At 62.9% G+C, this 17,478-nt stretch carries 17 protein-coding genes; 12 read left to right on the top strand and 5 right to left on the bottom strand.

All coding sequences use genetic code 11. From position 1 onward, the window contains the following. Positions 1 to 23: 23 nt before the first annotated feature. Complete coding sequence (gene rph / locus WIN67_RS30090) at positions 24 to 746, bottom strand: ribonuclease PH (protein WP_016964145.1); 723 nt, start codon at positions 744 to 746, stop codon at positions 24 to 26. Between the two features lie 272 nt (positions 747 to 1,018). On the opposite strand from rph, the gene WIN67_RS30095 reads away from it, so the two are divergent. The 6 genes from WIN67_RS30095 (at position 1,019) to WIN67_RS30120 (ending at position 6,308) form a co-directional block, all read left to right on the top strand. Beyond that, positions 1,019 to 1,882, top strand: coding sequence for a YicC/YloC family endoribonuclease (locus WIN67_RS30095; protein ID WP_102862266.1), 864 nt, complete (start codon positions 1,019 to 1,021; stop codon positions 1,880 to 1,882). 10 nt (positions 1,883 to 1,892) lie between these two features. Next, a complete protein-coding gene (gmk, locus tag WIN67_RS30100; RefSeq protein ID WP_273907587.1) occupies positions 1,893 to 2,513 on the top strand; it encodes a guanylate kinase in 621 nt (206 codons plus the stop codon). A gap of 167 nt (positions 2,514 to 2,680) precedes the next feature. Beyond that, positions 2,681 to 2,944 (top strand): DNA-directed RNA polymerase subunit omega, encoded by a 264-nt coding sequence (gene rpoZ, locus WIN67_RS30105; protein WP_007921129.1) that lies wholly within the window; start codon positions 2,681 to 2,683, stop codon positions 2,942 to 2,944. A gap of 57 nt (positions 2,945 to 3,001) precedes the next feature. Beyond that, positions 3,002 to 5,107 carry a bifunctional GTP diphosphokinase/guanosine-3',5'-bis pyrophosphate 3'-pyrophosphohydrolase gene (gene spoT / locus WIN67_RS30110; RefSeq protein WP_110594226.1) on the top strand — a complete coding sequence of 702 codons (2,106 nt, stop codon included), beginning with the start codon at positions 3,002 to 3,004 and terminating at the stop codon, positions 5,105 to 5,107. A 24-nt stretch (positions 5,108 to 5,131) separates the two neighbouring features. After that, positions 5,132 to 5,512 (top strand): RidA family protein, encoded by a 381-nt coding sequence (locus WIN67_RS30115; protein WP_007921133.1) that lies wholly within the window; start codon positions 5,132 to 5,134, stop codon positions 5,510 to 5,512. Between the two features lie 55 nt (positions 5,513 to 5,567). Continuing rightward, entirely contained in the window at positions 5,568 to 6,308 is a 741-nt protein-coding gene (locus tag WIN67_RS30120; RefSeq protein WP_102862269.1) for a hypothetical protein, read from the top strand. 42 nt (positions 6,309 to 6,350) lie between these two features. Here WIN67_RS30120 and WIN67_RS30125 read toward each other — a convergent pair whose 3' ends face one another. Further along, positions 6,351 to 7,208 carry an SDR family oxidoreductase gene (locus WIN67_RS30125; RefSeq protein ID WP_268561858.1) on the bottom strand — a complete coding sequence of 286 codons (858 nt, stop codon included), beginning with the start codon at positions 7,206 to 7,208 and terminating at the stop codon, positions 6,351 to 6,353. A gap of 188 nt (positions 7,209 to 7,396) precedes the next feature. Here WIN67_RS30125 and exbB point away from each other — a divergent pair, with 188 nt between their 5' ends. From exbB to WIN67_RS30155, 6 genes are all read left to right on the top strand, one after another. Next, complete coding sequence (gene exbB / locus WIN67_RS30130) at positions 7,397 to 8,401, top strand: tonB-system energizer ExbB (protein ID WP_339070415.1); 1,005 nt, start codon at positions 7,397 to 7,399, stop codon at positions 8,399 to 8,401. Positions 8,402 to 8,407: 6 nt separating this feature from the next. Continuing rightward, positions 8,408 to 8,836 carry a TonB system transport protein ExbD gene (gene exbD / locus WIN67_RS30135; RefSeq protein ID WP_102862272.1) on the top strand — a complete coding sequence of 143 codons (429 nt, stop codon included), beginning with the start codon at positions 8,408 to 8,410 and terminating at the stop codon, positions 8,834 to 8,836. Further along, entirely contained in the window at positions 8,833 to 9,585 is a 753-nt protein-coding gene (locus WIN67_RS30140; RefSeq protein ID WP_102862273.1) for an energy transducer TonB family protein, read from the top strand. The genes exbD and WIN67_RS30140 overlap by 4 nt, the downstream gene beginning before the upstream one ends. A 147-nt stretch (positions 9,586 to 9,732) precedes the next feature. Beyond that, positions 9,733 to 10,653: a hydrogen peroxide-inducible genes activator gene (locus WIN67_RS30145; protein ID WP_102881293.1), complete on the top strand. Its 921-nt coding sequence runs from the start codon at positions 9,733 to 9,735 to the stop codon at positions 10,651 to 10,653. A gap of 9 nt (positions 10,654 to 10,662) precedes the next feature. Continuing rightward, positions 10,663 to 12,738: an ATP-dependent DNA helicase RecG gene (gene recG / locus WIN67_RS30150; protein WP_102862275.1), complete on the top strand. Its 2,076-nt coding sequence runs from the start codon at positions 10,663 to 10,665 to the stop codon at positions 12,736 to 12,738. Positions 12,739 to 12,817: 79 nt separating this feature from the next. Next, complete coding sequence (locus tag WIN67_RS30155; protein ID WP_102881295.1) at positions 12,818 to 14,218, top strand: aminoacyl-tRNA deacylase and HDOD domain-containing protein; 1,401 nt, start codon at positions 12,818 to 12,820, stop codon at positions 14,216 to 14,218. Between the two features lie 34 nt (positions 14,219 to 14,252). Here the strand turns inward: WIN67_RS30155 and WIN67_RS30160 are convergent, their stop codons facing one another. The 3 genes from WIN67_RS30160 to WIN67_RS30170 all read right to left on the bottom strand — a co-directional run bounded on the left by WIN67_RS30160 (position 14,253) and on the right by WIN67_RS30170 (position 17,472). Beyond that, positions 14,253 to 14,636 (bottom strand): helicase, encoded by a 384-nt coding sequence (locus WIN67_RS30160; protein WP_102862277.1) that lies wholly within the window; start codon positions 14,634 to 14,636, stop codon positions 14,253 to 14,255. Positions 14,637 to 14,776: 140 nt separating this feature from the next. After that, positions 14,777 to 15,706 (bottom strand): type VI secretion system-associated lipoprotein TagQ, encoded by a 930-nt coding sequence (gene tagQ, locus WIN67_RS30165; RefSeq protein WP_102881296.1) that lies wholly within the window; start codon positions 15,704 to 15,706, stop codon positions 14,777 to 14,779. Positions 15,707 to 15,789: 83 nt separating this feature from the next. Next, complete coding sequence (locus WIN67_RS30170; protein WP_372342486.1) at positions 15,790 to 17,472, bottom strand: formylglycine-generating enzyme family protein; 1,683 nt, start codon at positions 17,470 to 17,472, stop codon at positions 15,790 to 15,792. Between the last annotated feature and the right edge of the window lie 6 nt (positions 17,473 to 17,478).

Consider the following 17,478-nt stretch of genomic DNA (forward strand, 5'->3'; position numbering starts at 1 on the left):
TCCTGGCTGAAGACTGGCGCCCATCAATCGGCGAGTGCCGCCTGCTGCAGTTGGAAGATTTCATTCATGCCTTGCTGAGCCAGGGCCAGCATTGCATTCAGTTCAGCCGGCTGGAACGGCGCGCCTTCGGCAGTGCCCTGCACTTCGATGAAACCACCGGTGCTGGTCATGACGACATTGAGGTCGGTTTCGGCGGCCGAGTCTTCCAGGTAATCCAGGTCCAGGACCGGCTCACCCTGGTACATACCCACCGATACTGCCGCAATCATCTGCTTCAATGGATCGCCGCCTTTCAGGCCACCGCGCTTCTTGATCACTTTTAAGGCGTCGACCAGAGCCACCATCGCGCCAGTGATCGATGCGGTACGGGTGCCACCATCAGCCTGGATCACATCGCAATCGACATACAGGGTGATGTCGCCCAGCTTGGACATGTCCAGGGCGGCGCGCAGGGAGCGACCGATAAGGCGCTGGATCTCCAGGGTGCGGCCGCCTTGCTTGCCACGGCTGGCTTCACGCTGGTTACGCTCGCCGGTGGACCGCGGCAGCATGCCATATTCGGCCGTCAACCAGCCTTGACCTTGCCCCTTGAGGAAGCGCGGCACGCCATTCTCGACACTGACAGTGCAAATCACCTTGGTATCACCGAACTCGACCAGTACAGATCCCTCGGCGTGTTTGGTGTAGTTGCGGGTGATGCGGATCGAGCGGAGCTGATCGGCAGCGCGACCACTTGGACGTTTCATAGGGGAACACCTGTACGAGGACGGAAAACTGCCGAGCATTATAAAGCCCGCAACCGCGCCAGGGCACGCCTAAAACGGCCAAAGGCATATTTACGCGTCAGATCGGTCCTGTAGCGATGACCTGCAGCCCATTGTCAGCACCAGGGATTGGGGCCTCCGGCCGCACTGCGCTACAATCCTGCGCCTTCGCAGCCTGTCGGCTTCAATTCATCACTATCAGGCCCGCTCAATCCTCCTGGGATTGGTGCCGGCGCTGAATCGGAGGTACCTCCATGGTGCACAGCATGACCGCCTTCGCCCGAGTCGAACGGGCCGGCACTCAGGGCACCCTGAGCTGGGAATTGCGCTCGGTCAACAGCCGCTACCTGGAGCCGCACCTGCGTTTGCCGGAAGCCTTTCGCGACCTCGAAAGCGCAGTCCGCGAAGCCTTGCGCCAGGGCCTGTCCCGGGGCAAGGTCGAATGCACCCTGCGCTTCACTGAAGAAACCACCGGCAAGCCGTTGCAAGTCGACCGTGAACGTGCGGCACAACTGGTGGCCGCCGCTGAAACCGTCGCCAGCCTGATCAAGCAGCCGGCAGCCCTGAATCCACTGGAAGTCCTGGCCTGGCCCGGCGTGCTGGTGGCCGACGCCACCGACCCGCAAGCCTTGAACAGCGATGCCCTGGCCCTGTTCAACCAGGGCCTGAAAGACCTGAAGAATGGCCGCGAGCGCGAAGGCGCCGAACTGGCCCGGCTGATCAACGAACGCCTGTCCTCCATTGAAGAAGACGTGGCGACCTTGCGTGAGCTGGTCCCGCAGATGCTCGCGACCCAGCGCCAGAAAGTCCTCGACCGCTTCGCCGACATGCAGGCCGAACTGGACCCCACCCGTCTCGAGCAGGAAATGGTCCTGTTGGCGCAGAAGAGCGATGTCGCTGAAGAACTGGACCGCCTGAGCACCCACATCATCGAAGTACGCCGCGTGCTCAAGTCCGGCGGCGCTGCCGGTCGGCGCCTGGACTTCCTGATGCAGGAGCTCAATCGCGAAGCCAACACACTGGGCTCCAAGGCCTTCGACCCGCGCAGCACCCAGGCTGCGGTCAACCTCAAGGTGTTGATCGAGCAGATGCGCGAACAAGTGCAGAACATTGAGTAAGGCAACTGACATGACCCACAGCACCGGCACCCTGTACATCATTTCCGCCCCGTCGGGCGCGGGCAAAAGCAGCCTGGTCAAGGCCCTGACCGACGCCAACCAGGAGATCCGCGTCTCGATCTCCCACACCACCCGCGCCATGCGCCCAGGTGAAGTGAATGGCGTGAACTATCACTTCGTCGAACGCAGCGAGTTCGTGAAGATGATCGAGCACGGCGACTTTCTCGAGCGCGCCGAAGTTTTCGGCAACCTTTATGGCACCTCACAAAGCCACCTGCAGCAGACCCTGGACGAAGGCCACGACCTGATCCTGGAAATCGACTGGCAGGGCGCCGAGCAGGTGCGCAAGCTCATGCCTCAGGCACGCTCGATCTTCATTCTGCCGCCGTCACTGCAGGCCCTGCACCAGCGCCTGACCAACCGCGGGCAGGACAGCGACGAAATCATCGAAGGGCGGATGCGTGAAGCCGTCAGCGAAATGAGCCACTACGTCGACTATGACTACCTGATCATCAACGACGACTTCGCCCACGCACTGGAAGATCTGAAAGCGATTTTCCGCTCCAATCAGCTGCAACAGAAACGTCAGCAGCAGCGCTTTGGCAAACTGCTCGCCGAATTGCTTGGTTAAACAGCACTTCCCAAAACCGCTGCAAGCGCTTTACATTGGCACTTGCAGCGCGTTGAAGAGCTTGGTCAAAAAATCAGCGCTTCCCTAAACGCTGGTGATTTTTTAAACTGTTGAGTCCGCTCGCCCATCCGGGCAGCGCGCATATTGCATTTGCTACGAGGAAGACCATGGCCCGCGTAACCGTTGAAGACTGTCTAGAACACGTGGATAACCGCTTTGAGCTGGTCATGCTCTCTACCAAGCGTGCCCGTCAACTGGCAACCGGCGGCAAAGAGCCGAAAGTAGCATGGGAAAACGACAAGCCTACCGTTGTCGCCCTGCGCGAAATCGCTGAAGGCCTGATCGACTACGCAGCTATCGCCGAAGCCGAAATCGTTGAAGATGAACCGCTTTTTGCTGCTTTCGAGGACGAGTCCAACGAGGCCGTCTGAGCCTATGCCTGGTCGACGTAGCACGGCGCGGGATCACAGCTTACGGCAGGAGATATCATGCCGAGCATAGACGCCCTCGCCGATCGCTTATCGACCTATCTCGGCACGGACCAGGTCAATCTGGTCCGCCGAGCGTATTTCTACGCCGAACAAGCCCATGACGGTCAACGCCGTCGCAGCGGCGAGGCGTACGTCACGCACCCACTCGCGGTAGCGAACATCCTTGCCGACATGCACATGGACCATCAGAGCCTGATGGCCGCGATGCTGCATGACGTGATCGAAGACACCGGAATTGCCAAGGAAGCGCTCAGTGCGCAGTTTGGTGAAACCGTGGCCGAACTCGTGGACGGGGTCAGCAAACTGACCCAGATGAACTTCGAGACCAAGGCCGAAGCCCAGGCGGAAAACTTCCAGAAGATGGCCATGGCCATGGCTCGCGACATTCGCGTGATCCTGGTCAAGTTGGCCGACCGCCTGCACAACATGCGCACCCTGGAAGTGCTTTCCGGCGAAAAACGCCGGCGGATCGCCAAAGAAACCCTGGAGATCTACGCTCCCATAGCCAACCGCTTGGGCATGCACAGCATCCGTATCGAATTCGAAGACCTTGGCTTCAAGGCGATGCACCCGATGCGTTCCGCGCGGATCTACCAGGCGGTCAAGCGCGCCCGTGGCAACCGCAAGGAAATCGTCAACAAGATCGAAGAGTCCCTCAGCCACTGCCTGGCCATCGATGGCATCCAAGGCGAGGTCAGCGGTCGCCAGAAGCACCTGTATGGCATCTACAAGAAGATGCGTGGCAAACGCCGGGCCTTCAACGAAATCATGGACGTCTATGCGTTCCGCATCATCGTCGACAAAGTAGACACCTGCTACCGCGTGCTCGGCGCTGTACACAATTTGTACAAGCCACTGCCGGGACGCTTCAAGGACTACATCGCCATTCCCAAGGCCAACGGCTATCAGTCGCTGCATACCACGCTGTTCGGTATGCACGGAGTACCAATCGAGATCCAGATTCGTACCCGGGAAATGGAAGAAATGGCCAATAACGGCATCGCCGCCCACTGGCTATACAAATCCAGTGGCGACGAACAGCCGAAAAGCACCCACGCCCGCGCCCGCCAATGGGTCAAGGGCGTCCTGGAGATGCAGCAGCGCGCTGGCAACTCCCTGGAATTCATCGAAAGCGTGAAGATCGACCTGTTCCCGGACGAGGTCTACGTGTTCACGCCCAAAGGCCGGATCATGGAGCTGCCCAAAGGCTCCACCGCGGTGGACTTTGCCTATGCGGTGCACACCGACGTGGGCAACAGCTGCATCGCCTGCCGGATCAACCGTCGCCTGGCCCCGCTGTCGGAACCCCTGCAAAGCGGTTCCACCGTGGAGATCGTCAGCGCCCCGGGAGCACGGCCGAACCCGGCTTGGCTCAACTTCGTGGTCACCGGCAAGGCCCGCACCCACATTCGTCACGCCCTCAAGCTGCAACGTCGCTCCGAGTCCATCAGCCTTGGCGAACGCCTGCTGAACAAGGTGCTCAACGGCTTCGACAGCTCCCTGGAAAAAATCCCGGCGGAACGTATCCAGGCGATTCTTCAGGAGTACCGCCTGGAGCTGATCGAAGACCTGTTGGAAGACATCGGCCTGGGCAACCGCATGGCCTATGTGGTCGCCCGCCGCCTGCTGGGCGAAGGCGAACAACTGCCGAGCCCGGAAGGCCCGCTGGCGATCCGCGGCACCGAAGGCCTGGTGCTGAGCTACGCCAAATGCTGCACGCCGATCCCTGGCGACCCGATCGTCGGCCACCTGTCCGCCGGCAAGGGGATGGTGGTGCACCTGGACAACTGCCGCAATATCAGCGAAATCCGTCACAACCCGGAAAAATGCATCCAGCTGTCCTGGGCCAAGGATGTCACCGGCGAATTCAACGTCGAACTGCGCGTCGAGCTGGAACACCAGCGCGGCCTGATCGCGCTGCTGGCCAGCAGCGTCAATGCCGCCGACGGCAACATCGAGAAAATCAGCATGGACGAACGCGATGGTCGCATCAGCGTGGTCCAACTGGTGGTCAGCGTGCACGACCGCGTGCACCTGGCTCGCGTGATCAAGAAACTGCGCGCCCTGACCGGGGTCATCCGCATCACCCGCATGCGCGCGTAGCCCGTCCATTACAAGGAGTCATTCATGACCAAGACCGTTATCACCAGCGACAAGGCCCCGGCCGCCATCGGTACCTACTCCCAGGCCATCAAGGCGGGCAACACTGTCTACATGTCGGGCCAGATTCCCCTCGATCCAAAAACCATGGAACTGGTGGAGGGCTTCGAAGCCCAGACCGTCCAGGTCTTCGAGAACCTCAAGTCGGTAGCCGAGGCCGCTGGCGGTTCGTTCAAGGACATCGTCAAACTGAACATCTTCCTCACCGATCTGAGCCACTTCGCCAAGGTCAACGAGATCATGGGCAAGTACTTCCAACAGCCTTACCCAGCCCGCGCCGCCATCGGCGTGGCCGCCCTGCCCAAGGGCGCACAGGTTGAAATGGATGCCATTCTGGTCATCGAGTAACACCCGCGGCGCAGCTCTTCAGGCTGCGCCGTTTTCGTTCTGAAAGGATTTCGTCATGCGCCAAGCGCTAGCTGTTTCGCTGCTCGCCTTATTGCTCGGCGGTTGTGCCAGCGACCCCGCCAAAAACGATGTGGGCGGCATCTGGATCAATCAGGTAGCGATCGACGCAGCCTCCAAGGGCGGCCCTTTGCGTGAAGCCCTCCAGGCTTACGGCCCGAACCTGGAATGGGAACTCAACACCAAAGCCGGCCAGGCCCGCTACACCAATGGCTTCGAGACCATCGAAGGCAAGATCATCGGCGACGGCTCAAACACCACAAAGGTCGAGTTCTATGGCAGCGCCGCCACCGAACTCAAACGCAACGGCAAGCAATTGCTGCAAGTGGCCAACGACAACGAGCCTGAACAAGTGTTTGCCACGCCCAAAGACCCGGCACCTGAAGGCGCACCACTGGGCGCCAACTTCGAGCGTGCCTTGTACTCGGCCTATCTGGGTGGCAAATGGAAAATCGTCAGCGGTCCGGGGCTGGGCAACGAAGTACAGTTCCAGGCCAACGGCGCCGTGCAAGGCCTGCCAGGCGCCGATCGCTACGCCCTGTGCCTGGCCGGTGACTGCGCCTCCATGAGCGGCGGCAACGACAGCATCTGGCTGCAGCTCAATGGCCAGGGCAACTCCTGGATCTTCGTCCGCAAGGATCAGCAGCTGGAAATTTTCCAGGCGGTGAATACCGCACTGGCGGATGAAGTGCCCTCGCTGACACCGGGCAGTCAGCAATGGCTGCTGGAAAAACAATGACCCTCCTGTAGCCGCTGCCAACGGTAGCGGCTACAGCCCGGCTCAAGCTTGGCCCTGAAGAATCTCCGCATACCCCTCGCGATAACTCGAGTAACGCGGCACCCAGCCCAAGGCCCGAGCTCGGGCATTGCTGCAACGCTTGCTGCCCGTGCGCCGAACGCTGGCATCATCGGACCACTCAGTCACGCCCAGGCGTTCACGCAGCCAGCCAACCACTTCCGCCAGAGGCGCAGGCGCGTCATCCACGCCTATATAGCAGTCGTCCAGGACAGCACCACCCTGGTCAGCCTTGAGCAAAAACGCCAGCAACCCCGCCGCGTCGTCGGCATGAATGCGATTGCCATACAACGGCGGATCAATCGCCACCCGATAGCCGCGACGCACCTGAGTCAGCAACCATTCACGGCCCGGCCCATAGATACCGGTCAGACGCACCCGACTGGCAGGAATCCCACTGTTCAAGGCCACCTGCTCCGCCTCCAGCATCAAACGGCCCGAGTAGCCGGTCGCCTGGGTCGGAGAGTTCTCGTCGACCCACTCGCCGCCCTTTTGCTCGTAAACACTGCTGCTGGACACGAACAACAAGCGCTTGGGCTGCTGGCCATGCTGCTGGAGCCAGCTCAGGACATGCTGCAAGCCCTCGACATAAGCCGCACGATACCCGGCCTCGTCATGCTCGGTGGCCGCCGCGCAGTACACCAGATAGTCCAGGGGCGCCTGCGGCCAGTCCATCGGGCATTGCTCGCTGAACAGATCACCGGCAACGCCAATCACCCCCTGAGGCAGGCGCGACACCGTGCGGCGCAAGCCATAAACCTGCCATTGTTCAGCCAGCAATTGAGTCGCCAGGCGACTCCCGACATCACCGCAACCGGCGATCAAAACAGAGGGGGAGGACATCAGAAAACTCCTTTCAGAAAGGCCAAGACTAGCCTCGACTTTGGATGAACGGCTAGAAATCGAGGAAAAATAGTTACTGTATTACTTTTGTTAACAAGAATTAATTGCAATAATAACCGCCCATTTGTTCTCGGCCCAGCGAGGCCTAGAAGGACATTCACCCTTTCCTCTTCTCAGGTCCGGCCAGCATGACAAGCAATCCACTCTCCGCCTCGCCAACCAAACGCCCAAGCCCGCTGCGCGCCGTGAGCGCGGTTGCAGCGCTGCTGTGCAGCCTGCTGCTGGCACCGACCGCAGCCTTCGCCGACCAACACGCACCGGCCACCGCCGCCGCACCGACCGCGACTGCCCCGGCCGCCGAGCTTCCGGCTGCCAACCCGGCAACTCCCGCCGCCGCCCCAGCAGCTGGCGAACCGGCTCAGGTCGAAGGCCAGCCAGTGCTTGCTGAAGGCGCTCCCGAAGTCCTCGAAGCCGACAACAGCCTGGGCATGGCCCACGACCTGTCGCCGTGGGGCATGTACCAGAACGCCGACATCATCGTGAAACTGGTAATGATCGGGCTGGCCATCGCCTCGATCATCACCTGGACCATCTGGATCGCCAAAGGCTTCGAACTGCTGGGCGCCAAACGCCGCCTGCGCAGCGAAATCGCCGCCCTGAAAAAAGCCACCACGCTCAAAGAAGCCAGCGCCACGGCCGCCAAGGAGGGCACCCTCGCCCACCTGCTGGTGCACGACGCCCTGGAAGAAATGCGCCTGTCGACCAACAGCCGTGAGAAAGAAGGCATCAAGGAACGGGTCAGCTTCCGCCTGGAGCGTCTGGTAGCCGCCTGCGGCCGCAACATGAGCAGCGGCACCGGGGTACTGGCCACCATCGGTTCTACCGCACCGTTCGTCGGTCTGTTCGGCACCGTTTGGGGCATCATGAACAGCTTCATCGGCATCGCCAAAACCCAGACCACCAACCTCGCTGTGGTCGCCCCGGGTATCGCCGAAGCCCTGCTGGCCACCGCCCTGGGCCTGGTTGCCGCGATTCCCGCGGTGGTGATCTACAACGTCTTCGCTCGCTCCATCACCGGCTATCGGGCCCAGGTGGCAGACGCCTCGGCAGAAGTCCTGCTGCTGGTCAGCCGTGACCTGGATCACCAGCCGACCGAGCGCTCCGCACAACCGCACATGGTGAAAGTGGGGTAATCAGCCATGGGCTTGCATTTGAAAGAAGGCGCAGGCGACGACCTGGCCGAAAACCACGAAATCAACGTCACGCCGTTCATCGACGTGATGCTGGTGCTGCTGATCATCTTCATGGTGGCCGCCCCTCTGGCCACCGTGGACATCAAGGTCGATCTTCCTGCCTCCAGCGCCAAGCCGGCGCCGCGCCCCGAGAAACCGGTGTTCCTCAGCGTCAAGGCCGATCAGCGTCTGTTCCTGGGTGAAGATGAGGTCAAGGCCGAAACCCTCGGGGCCATCCTCGACGCCCGGACCCAGGGCAAGAAGGACACCACGATCTTCTTCCAGGCTGACAAGGGCGTGGACTACGGCGACCTGATGAGCGTGATGGACACCCTGCGGGCCGCCGGCTACCTGAAAGTCGGCCTGGTCGGACTTGAGACGGCAGCCAAGAAATGATCACGACGCGCCAAAGACTGACGCGTTACAGCGGTAGCCTGGCGGTGGTGCTGGGCGTCCATGCGGTGGCGATCCTGCTCGCCCTCAACTGGTCCAAGCCACAGCCGATGCCCATTCCACCACAAGCCATGGTGGTCGAACTGGCGCCTGCCCCTGTGCCGCCTCCCCCGGCACCACCGAAAGTGGTGACCCCGCCGCAACCGCCGGCGCCCGTGGAAGAACTGCCGCTGCCCAAGCTCGCCGAAGCACCGAAGCCGACTATTTCGGTGCCCAAGCCGGCCAAGCAGAAGCCCAAGCCACAGCCGCCCAAACCGGTGGTCAAGCCCGAGCCGCCCAAGGAGAAACCTTCCGAGGAAAAGCCCAGCGACGCTCCGGTAACCCCGTCGCCGTCCAAGCAGCCCGCTCCAGCGACCCCAGGCCCATCACCGGCCCAGGCCGCCGCCAAGGCCAACTGGCAGGGTGAGTTGCAGGCCCACCTGGCGAAGTACAAGCGCTACCCGGGCGAAGCCCAGCGGCGCGGCAAGGAAGGCACCAACTCCTTGCGCTTCGTGGTGGATGCCGAAGGCAAGGTGCTGTCCTACGAGCTAGTGGGACGCTCGGGCAACGCTGATCTGGACCGGGCCACCCTGGACATGATCCGGCGGGCCCAGCCACTGCCCAAGCCACCGGCCGACATGCTCACCAACGGCAGCGTGGAAATCACCGCCTCGTACAACTACGAGATCGACAGAAGCCGCGGCCGCCGCTGATACAACGCAAGGGCACCTCAGGGTGCCCTTGTCGCTTGTGCAGCCTGAAGCAGACATTGGCGGGTGTCGCACTCCACCCTCTGTCTGATAACGTGCGTCTATCGATTGCAGCCGTTATGCTTGGCCGCAACCTCATGGACGCCCGCTATGACTCTCACAGAATTGCGCTACATCGTTACCCTCGCCCAAGAGCAGCACTTCGGCCACGCCGCCGAGCGTTGCCATGTCAGCCAGCCGACCCTTTCGGTAGGCGTGAAGAAGCTTGAAGACGAACTCGGTGTGCTGATTTTCGAGCGCAGCAAGAGCGCGGTACGCCTGACGCCGGTAGGCGAAACCATCGTTGCCCAGGCGCAGAAGGTCCTGGAACAGGCCCAAGGCATCCGCGAACTGGCCCAGGCCGGCAAGAACCAGCTGACCGCACCGCTGAAGGTGGGCGCCATCTACACCGTCGGCCCTTACCTGTTCCCGCACCTGATTCCCCAGCTGCACCGGGTCGCTCCGCAGATGCCGCTGTATATCGAAGAGAACTTCACCCACGTCCTGCGCGACAAACTGCGCAACGGCGAGCTGGACGCCATCATCATCGCCCTGCCGTTCAACGAGGCCGATGTCCTGACCCTGCCGCTGTACGACGAACCCTTCTATGTGCTGATGCCCAGCGGCCATTCCTGGACCAAGAAGGAAACCATCGACGCCAGCCTGCTCAACGACAAGAGCCTGTTGCTGCTGGGCGAAGGCCACTGCTTCCGCGATCAGGTACTGGAAGCCTGCCCGACCCTGACCAAGGGCAACGACGGCGCCAAGCACACCACCGTGGAATCCAGCTCCCTGGAAACCATCCGCCACATGGTCGCCTCCGGCCTGGGCATCTCGATCCTGCCGCTGTCGGCGGTGGACAGCCATCACTACGCTCCCGGCGTGATCGAAGTCCGCCCCCTGACTCCACCGGTGCCGTTCCGCACCGTAGCCATCGCCTGGCGCGCCAGCTTCCCGCGGCCCAAGGCCATCGAGATCCTCGCCGACTCGATCCGCCTGTGCTCGGTGGCCAAGCCGCCCGCCGCGAGCTAAGCAAGCGCAATGACTGAGCTGTCGAAAGTGCCGGTCACGGCACTCAAGGGCGTCGGCGAAGCCATGGCCGAGAAGCTGGCCAAGGTCGGCCTGGAGAACCTTCAGGACGTGCTGTTCCACCTGCCCCTGCGCTATCAGGACCGTACCCGAGTGGTGCCGATCGGCGCTCTGCGCCCCGGCCAGGATGCGGTGATCGAAGGTACCGTCAGCGGCGCCGATGTGGTCATGGGCAAGCGCCGCAGCCTGCTGGTGCGCCTGCAAGACGGCACCGGCGGCCTGAGCCTGCGCTTCTACCATTTCAGCAATGCCCAGAAAGACGGCCTGAAACGCGGCACCCGCGTGCGCTGCTACGGCGAAGCCCGACCCGGGGCCTCGGGACTGGAGATCTACCACCCCGAATACCGCGCCATCAGTGGTGACGAGCCGCCGCCGGTGGATCAGACCCTGACGCCGATCTACCCCCTGACCGAAGGCCTGACCCAACAGCGCCTGCGCCTGCTCTGCCAGCAGAGCCTGGCGCTGCTGGGCCCGCGTAGCCTGCCCGACTGGCTGCCCGAAGAACTGGCCCGCGACTATCAACTGGCGCCCCTGGACGATGCGATCCGCTACCTGCATCACCCACCGGCGGACGCCGATGTCGACGAACTGGCCCTGGGTCACCACTGGGCCCAGCATCGCCTGGCGTTCGAAGAGCTGCTGACCCACCAGCTGTCCCAGCAACGCCTGCGCGACAGCCTGCGCTCCCAGCGCGCCCCGGTGCTGCCCCTGGCCAAGAAGCTGCCGGCCAAATACCTGAAGAACCTCGGCTTCGCCCCCACCGGCGCGCAACAACGGGTCGGCAACGAAATCGCCTACGACCTGAGCCAGCCGGAGCCCATGCTGCGCCTGATCCAGGGCGACGTAGGGGCAGGCAAGACCGTGGTCGCCGCCCTCGCCGCCCTGCAGGCCCTGGAAGCCGGTTACCAGGTGGCGCTGATGGCGCCGACGGAAATCCTCGCCGAGCAGCACTTCATTACCTTCAAGCGCTGGCTCGAGCCCCTGGGCCTGGAAGTCGCCTGGCTGGCGGGCAAGCTCAAGGGCAAGAACCGCGCGGCGGCCCTGGAACAGATTGCCGGCGGCGCGCCGATGGTGGTGGGCACCCATGCCCTGTTCCAGGATGAAGTGCAGTTCAAGAACCTGGCCCTGGTGATCATCGACGAACAGCACCGCTTCGGTGTCCAGCAGCGCCTGGCCCTGCGCCAGAAAGGCGTGGGTGGCCGCCTCTGTCCGCACCAGCTGATCATGACCGCCACACCGATTCCGCGAACCCTGGCCATGAGCGCCTACGCCGACCTGGATACCTCGATCCTCGACGAACTGCCGCCCGGCCGAACCCCGGTCAACACCGTGCTGGTGACCGACAGCCGCCGCGTCGAAGTGATCGAGCGGGTGCGCGCGGCCTGCGCCGAAGGGCGCCAGGCCTATTGGGTCTGCACCCTGATCGAAGAGTCCGAAGAACTCACCTGCCAGGCGGCCGAAACCACCTTCGAAGACCTCTCCAGCGCTCTGGGCGAACTGCGTGTGGGGCTGATTCACGGCCGCATGAAACCGGCGGAGAAAGCCGCGGTGATGGCCGAGTTCAAGGCCGGCAACCTGCAACTGCTGGTGGCCACCACCGTGATCGAGGTCGGGGTCGATGTGCCCAATGCCAGCCTGATGATCATCGAGAACCCGGAACGCCTGGGCCTGGCTCAGTTGCACCAGCTGCGCGGCCGGGTCGGGCGCGGCAGCGCCGCCAGCCACTGCGTGCTGCTCTACCATCCGCCGCTTTCACAAATCGGGCGGCAGCGCCTGGGCATCATGCGCGAGACCAACGACGGTTTCGTCATCGCCGAAAAGGATCTGGAACTGCGCGGCCCCGGGGAAATGCTCGGCACCCGCCAGACCGGCCTGCTGCAATTCAAGGTCGCCGACCTGATGCGTGACGCTGACCTGCTACCGGCCGTGCGCGACGCCGCGCAGGCCTTGCTGGAGCGTTGGCCGGACCATGTGAGCCCGCTGCTGGAACGCTGGCTGCGCCACGGCCAGCAATACGGCCAAGTGTGAACCAACGCTCAGTTAATGGACCATGGGCATAACCAAGCTGGTTATACTCGTCAAATTGTAGAAAAACGGATACCAGGCCATGACAGAAGTTGCCCTCGCCACTGCAACCCCACACGCTCCGTCTGTTATCCGGTTGCTGCTCGGCAAGCTGGCCATCAGCTACAACGAAGTGCTCGACCAGCCGGGCCTGCCGGCTGCGCGCAAGGTCCAGGCCGTGCTCCTTGACGATGCCGTCGGCGCGCTGATGGTGCTGTTTCCGCAGAGCCAGCTACTGGACCTCAACCGCCTCACCGAACTCACCGGCCGCCGTCTCACCGCGGTGTCCACCGAACGCCTGGAGCGCATGCTCGGCAAACACAGCCTGAGCCTGCTGCCCGGCCTGCCGGCACTCACCAGTTCCCCCTGCCTGTACGAAGAAAGCCTGCTGCGCGAACCCAGCCTGTTGATCTATTCGGGCGAGCCGGGCGTGCTTCTGGAAATCACCAGCGAAGCCTTCAAGAGCATGCTCAACAAGGCCAGCGCCGGGCATTTCGGCGAACCCCTGAGCAGCATCCGCCCCAACCTCGATCGCCCGGATGACGACCGCGAGGAAATCACCCAGGCCATGCAGGCGTTCACCGCGCGACGTATCCAGCAACGCCTGGAAGCCACCATCGAGATCCCACCGCTGGCGGAAACCGCGCAGAAGATCATCAAGCTGCGGGTCGACCCCAACGCCACCATCGACGACATCACCGGCGTGGTGGAGACCGACCCGGCCCTGGCCGCGCAAGTGGTCAGCTGGGCCGCCTCGCCCTACTACGCGTCGCCGGGCAAGATCCGCTCGGTGGAGGACGCCATCGTCCGCGTGCTGGGCTTCGACCTGGTGATCAACCTCGCCCTGGGCCTGGCCCTGGGCAAGACCCTGAGCCTGCCCAAGGACCAGCCGCAGCACGCCACGCCCTACTGGCAGCAATCGATCTACACCGCAGCGGTGATCGAAGGCCTGACCCGCGCCATGCCCCGCGCACAGCGCCCGGAAGCCGGCCTGACCTACCTCGCCGGCCTGCTGCACAACTTCGGCTACCTGCTGCTGGCCCACGTGTTCCCACCGCACTTCTCGCTGATCTGCCGGCACCTGGAGGTCAACCCGCACCTGTGCCACAGCTATGTCGAGCAGCACCTGCTGGGCATCAGCCGCGAACAGATCGGTTCCTGGCTGATGCGTTACTGGGACATGCCGGACGAGCTGTCCACCGCCCTGCGCTTCCAGCACGACCCGAGCTACGACGGCGCCTACGCCGAGTACCCGAATCTGGTGTGCCTGGCGGTACGCCTGCTGCGCAGCCGTGGCATCGGTTCCGGCCCTCACGAGGAAATTCCCGACGCACTGTTCGAGCGCCTGGGCCTGAGCCGCGACAAGGCCGAAGACGTGGTGAGCAAAGTGCTGGAAGCGGAAGTGCTGCTGCGGGAACTGGCTTCGCAGTTCAGCCAGGCCTGACCCCATTCGCCGGCTAGCCGGCGAAATCCCACCCTCAAGCCTTGGGCTTGGCCTTCTTCGGTTTCAAATACTTGGTCAAGCCCTGGAACCAGATCACCAGCGCCGGATTGCCCTTGATCTGGATCGACTTGTCCTGAATACCGGTCATGAACGCCAACTGCTTGTTCTTCGCCTGCATCGTGGCGAAGCCATAAGCGGCATCCTTGAAGGCAATGGCGAACGCCGGCTCCGGATAGAACCCCGAACGGCTGGTCACGCGCTGGTCTTTGACGAAGAAGTGTCGAGCAACCTTGCCGTCGAGCGTCTGCAACTGGAACACCAGTTCCTTGTCACCCAACTGTTGCTGAAAAGCAGGATTGTTGCGGCTGGCTTTGCCCATCAACAGGCCAAGCACCCAGAGAAGAAAACGAAATTTCATGCACGGCGCCTCAGTGGAATTATTGGATGGCCGCCGCAGTTTAACCTGTAACTCGAAGAGCGCCAGCCGATCTGCTCGATTACTCGGAGATCGACTGGCGTTCAACGCTTATCGCTACATCTTGTCAGACAATCACTGACTCAGACGTTAGGGCAAGGCACCGGTGCCCAATCACCCAGGTCCGGGCTCTTGCACATGCTGTTGACCTGGGTCTGGCCAGTGGTAGCGACCTTGTTGCTCTCGGCCTGCTTGGTCTTGGCCTGCTGGATCGACTTCTCGGTGCTCACCGCTTCCGTCGGTACAGTCGGCAGCTTGGGTTGCTTGACCTTCTGCTGCTTCTTCTTACCACCGGTGGTGGTCACCGGGGTGGTGTCGGCGGTGGCGACTTTCACCACGTCGGTACGTTGCACGCCCACTTGCTGCAGGTCCTGCTCGTAGGCCTGGTTGTACTTGCTCAGGTCTTCGCTGGCCCGGCCGTTCACCGCGGCGATCAGGTCATTGGACTCTTTCAGGCCGCTGACGATCTCCGCCAGGCGCTTGCGCCCTTCCACATCATTGATGCTGTTGGCCTTGCGGGCAGTGATCAGGCTGTCAAAGGCACGCTGATAGCAGGTCTGCGAAGCACGGGCGTAGGCGGTGCTGCGGTCGATGTCGGCAGCACTCTTGTTGACGTCAGCGGCGTAGGAAGCGATGCGCTGATTGTCATCGGCGATCTGCTTCTGGCGCTCGGTGTAGTAACCGGCGGCACCACCGGCCAGGGCACCACCGGCCGCACCGATGGCGGCGTTGCGACCACGGTTGTCGCCGTCGCCGGTCAGGGCGCCGAGCAAGGCACCGCCAGCAGCGCCCAGGGCGGCACCGGTGACCACCGACTTGGTCATGTCCGAATCAGTGGCGCGCAGGTGCTGCACCGGCTCGTAGCAGCTCGGGTAGTACTCGACTTTGGTGGTGGAGGCGACCTTGGACACCGGAGAGGTCGCGCAACCGGTCAATACGGTGCTGAACCCGGCGGCAACCAACAGCAGGTGACGCTTGGATGTTGAAGCAAATGGGTTGCGGGAAAAAAGCATGTTCGTGATCTCGATTAAGTTTGACCAACTCGGTACGACGCCAGGTCGTCCGAGCTCCTCCAGGCTCGACAGACAGCGGCCGGTCATGACTTCTGACCGGTCGATGCGAGCAGTTCCTTCAAAATCGTCGCCGGGTCGGCTCGCCGTTGCTGGCGATAATTCCCGACATGGCGGACGAATAACGTAGCGCGCGTCACCAGGCTCTTGCCGAGCACCGGCTTGCGATTGAGTTCTTCCTTGATCCGTTGAAATTGCGCCTGGATCACCGCGTCGGTGTAACGGGTGCCCGTGGCCAGGTTGTCGATGTAGATCGCCACCGCCCCGTCCAGTGCGCTGCGGCCGTTGTCGATGGCTTCGGCGAACAGCTTGGCGCTGGGTTCGTCCTTGGCATCGATGGCCTGCTGCTGGCTCTTCTTCAGGTTGGTCAGGCGGATGTTGTAGTTATTGATGGTCTCGGCCACCAGGGCCGACGACTGGATCAGGTTGCCCGCCGCTTCCTCGCGCTGCTGGGCGATCAGCGAGACGTTGCGCTTGAGCTCTTCGTTGACCAGCCCCAGCTCCGCCTGCAGACGCGGGTCGACACTGGCGGCGATGATGGCGTCCAGGCGCTTGGTGGGGTCCTGGGCGTCATCGATGGCGTCGGTCAGGGACGCCAGGCGGCCTTCCTTCTGCCACTGGGCGAACAGCTCCTTGTAGCGCGAACGCGGGGCCGACAAGGCACCGATGGCCACCCGAAAACCCGTGGTTTCATTGCTCTGCTCGGTGCCGTCGGCGCCAAACAGCGGGTACTCGCGGCGCATGCCGGTAAACAGCGTGCCCTCGCCTTCCAGGTAATTGCCGCCCTTGACCACGAAGCCACCATAGGTGCCCTGGCGCCGTCCGGCGCGCACCAGCTGGAACGACTCCTGGACCATCTCGGCGGCATTGCCGATCACGTCGAACAGGCCGATGGGGTTGGGCAGCTTGGTGCCGATCGGCATCAGCCGCGCCGCCTGGCCCGTGCCGCCGGCCACCTGATTGAACACCGCCCAGTCCGCCAGCGGGCCATCGCTCTCGCTGCCCTCCAGGCGCCGTGGAAACAGCCGCCCTTCCAGCTCCTGGCGACTCACCGCCTGACCGCCACGGGCGGCGTATTCCCACTCCACTTCGGTGGGCAGGCGCACGAAGCCCAGGCCGCCGTCTTCGGAGGAACTGCCACGGCCGCTGACCGGCAGCAAGTCACGGTGATGCTTCATCAGCCAGGCGCTGTACACCGCCGCGAAACGCTCGGCCTCGAAGCGCGACAGCTTGACCTTGGGCAAACGCCCCTGCATGCCCTCCGAGGCTTCACAGGCCGGGGCCGGCTCGCCGCTGGCCAGGGACTGGGCCTGGGCCATCACCTGGGCGTACTGGCGAGCGGTGACTTCGTACTTGCCGATGAAATACAGCATCGGCTTGAGGGGCACCCCGGCACCGGTTTTCGGCAAGGCCGGAGCAATGGTCTTGCTCCAGGCGCCAGGCAGGTCCTTGAGGGTGAACTGGCCATTGATGTAGTCCCGGCGATAACCGGAGATGAACGATTGCTGGTAGCCGCTCTCACCTTCGCTGAAGGGATAGCCGAGGTTGACCTCGCGGTCGTCCAGGGTGCCCTGGGCCAGGACGTAGACATAGCGGAACACCATCTCGCCTTCACAGGGCAGCGGCAGACTGACGTCGTCCGGCAAGGGCTTGGGGTTGTCCATCTTGTTGCCGGGCTCTTGCGCCCACACGGCGCCGGCCAGGGTCATGGCCAA

Source organism: Pseudomonas idahonensis (genome assembly GCF_037903935.1).
In the GTDB taxonomy this organism is placed as follows: Bacteria; Pseudomonadota; Gammaproteobacteria; order Pseudomonadales; family Pseudomonadaceae; genus Aquipseudomonas; species Aquipseudomonas danubii.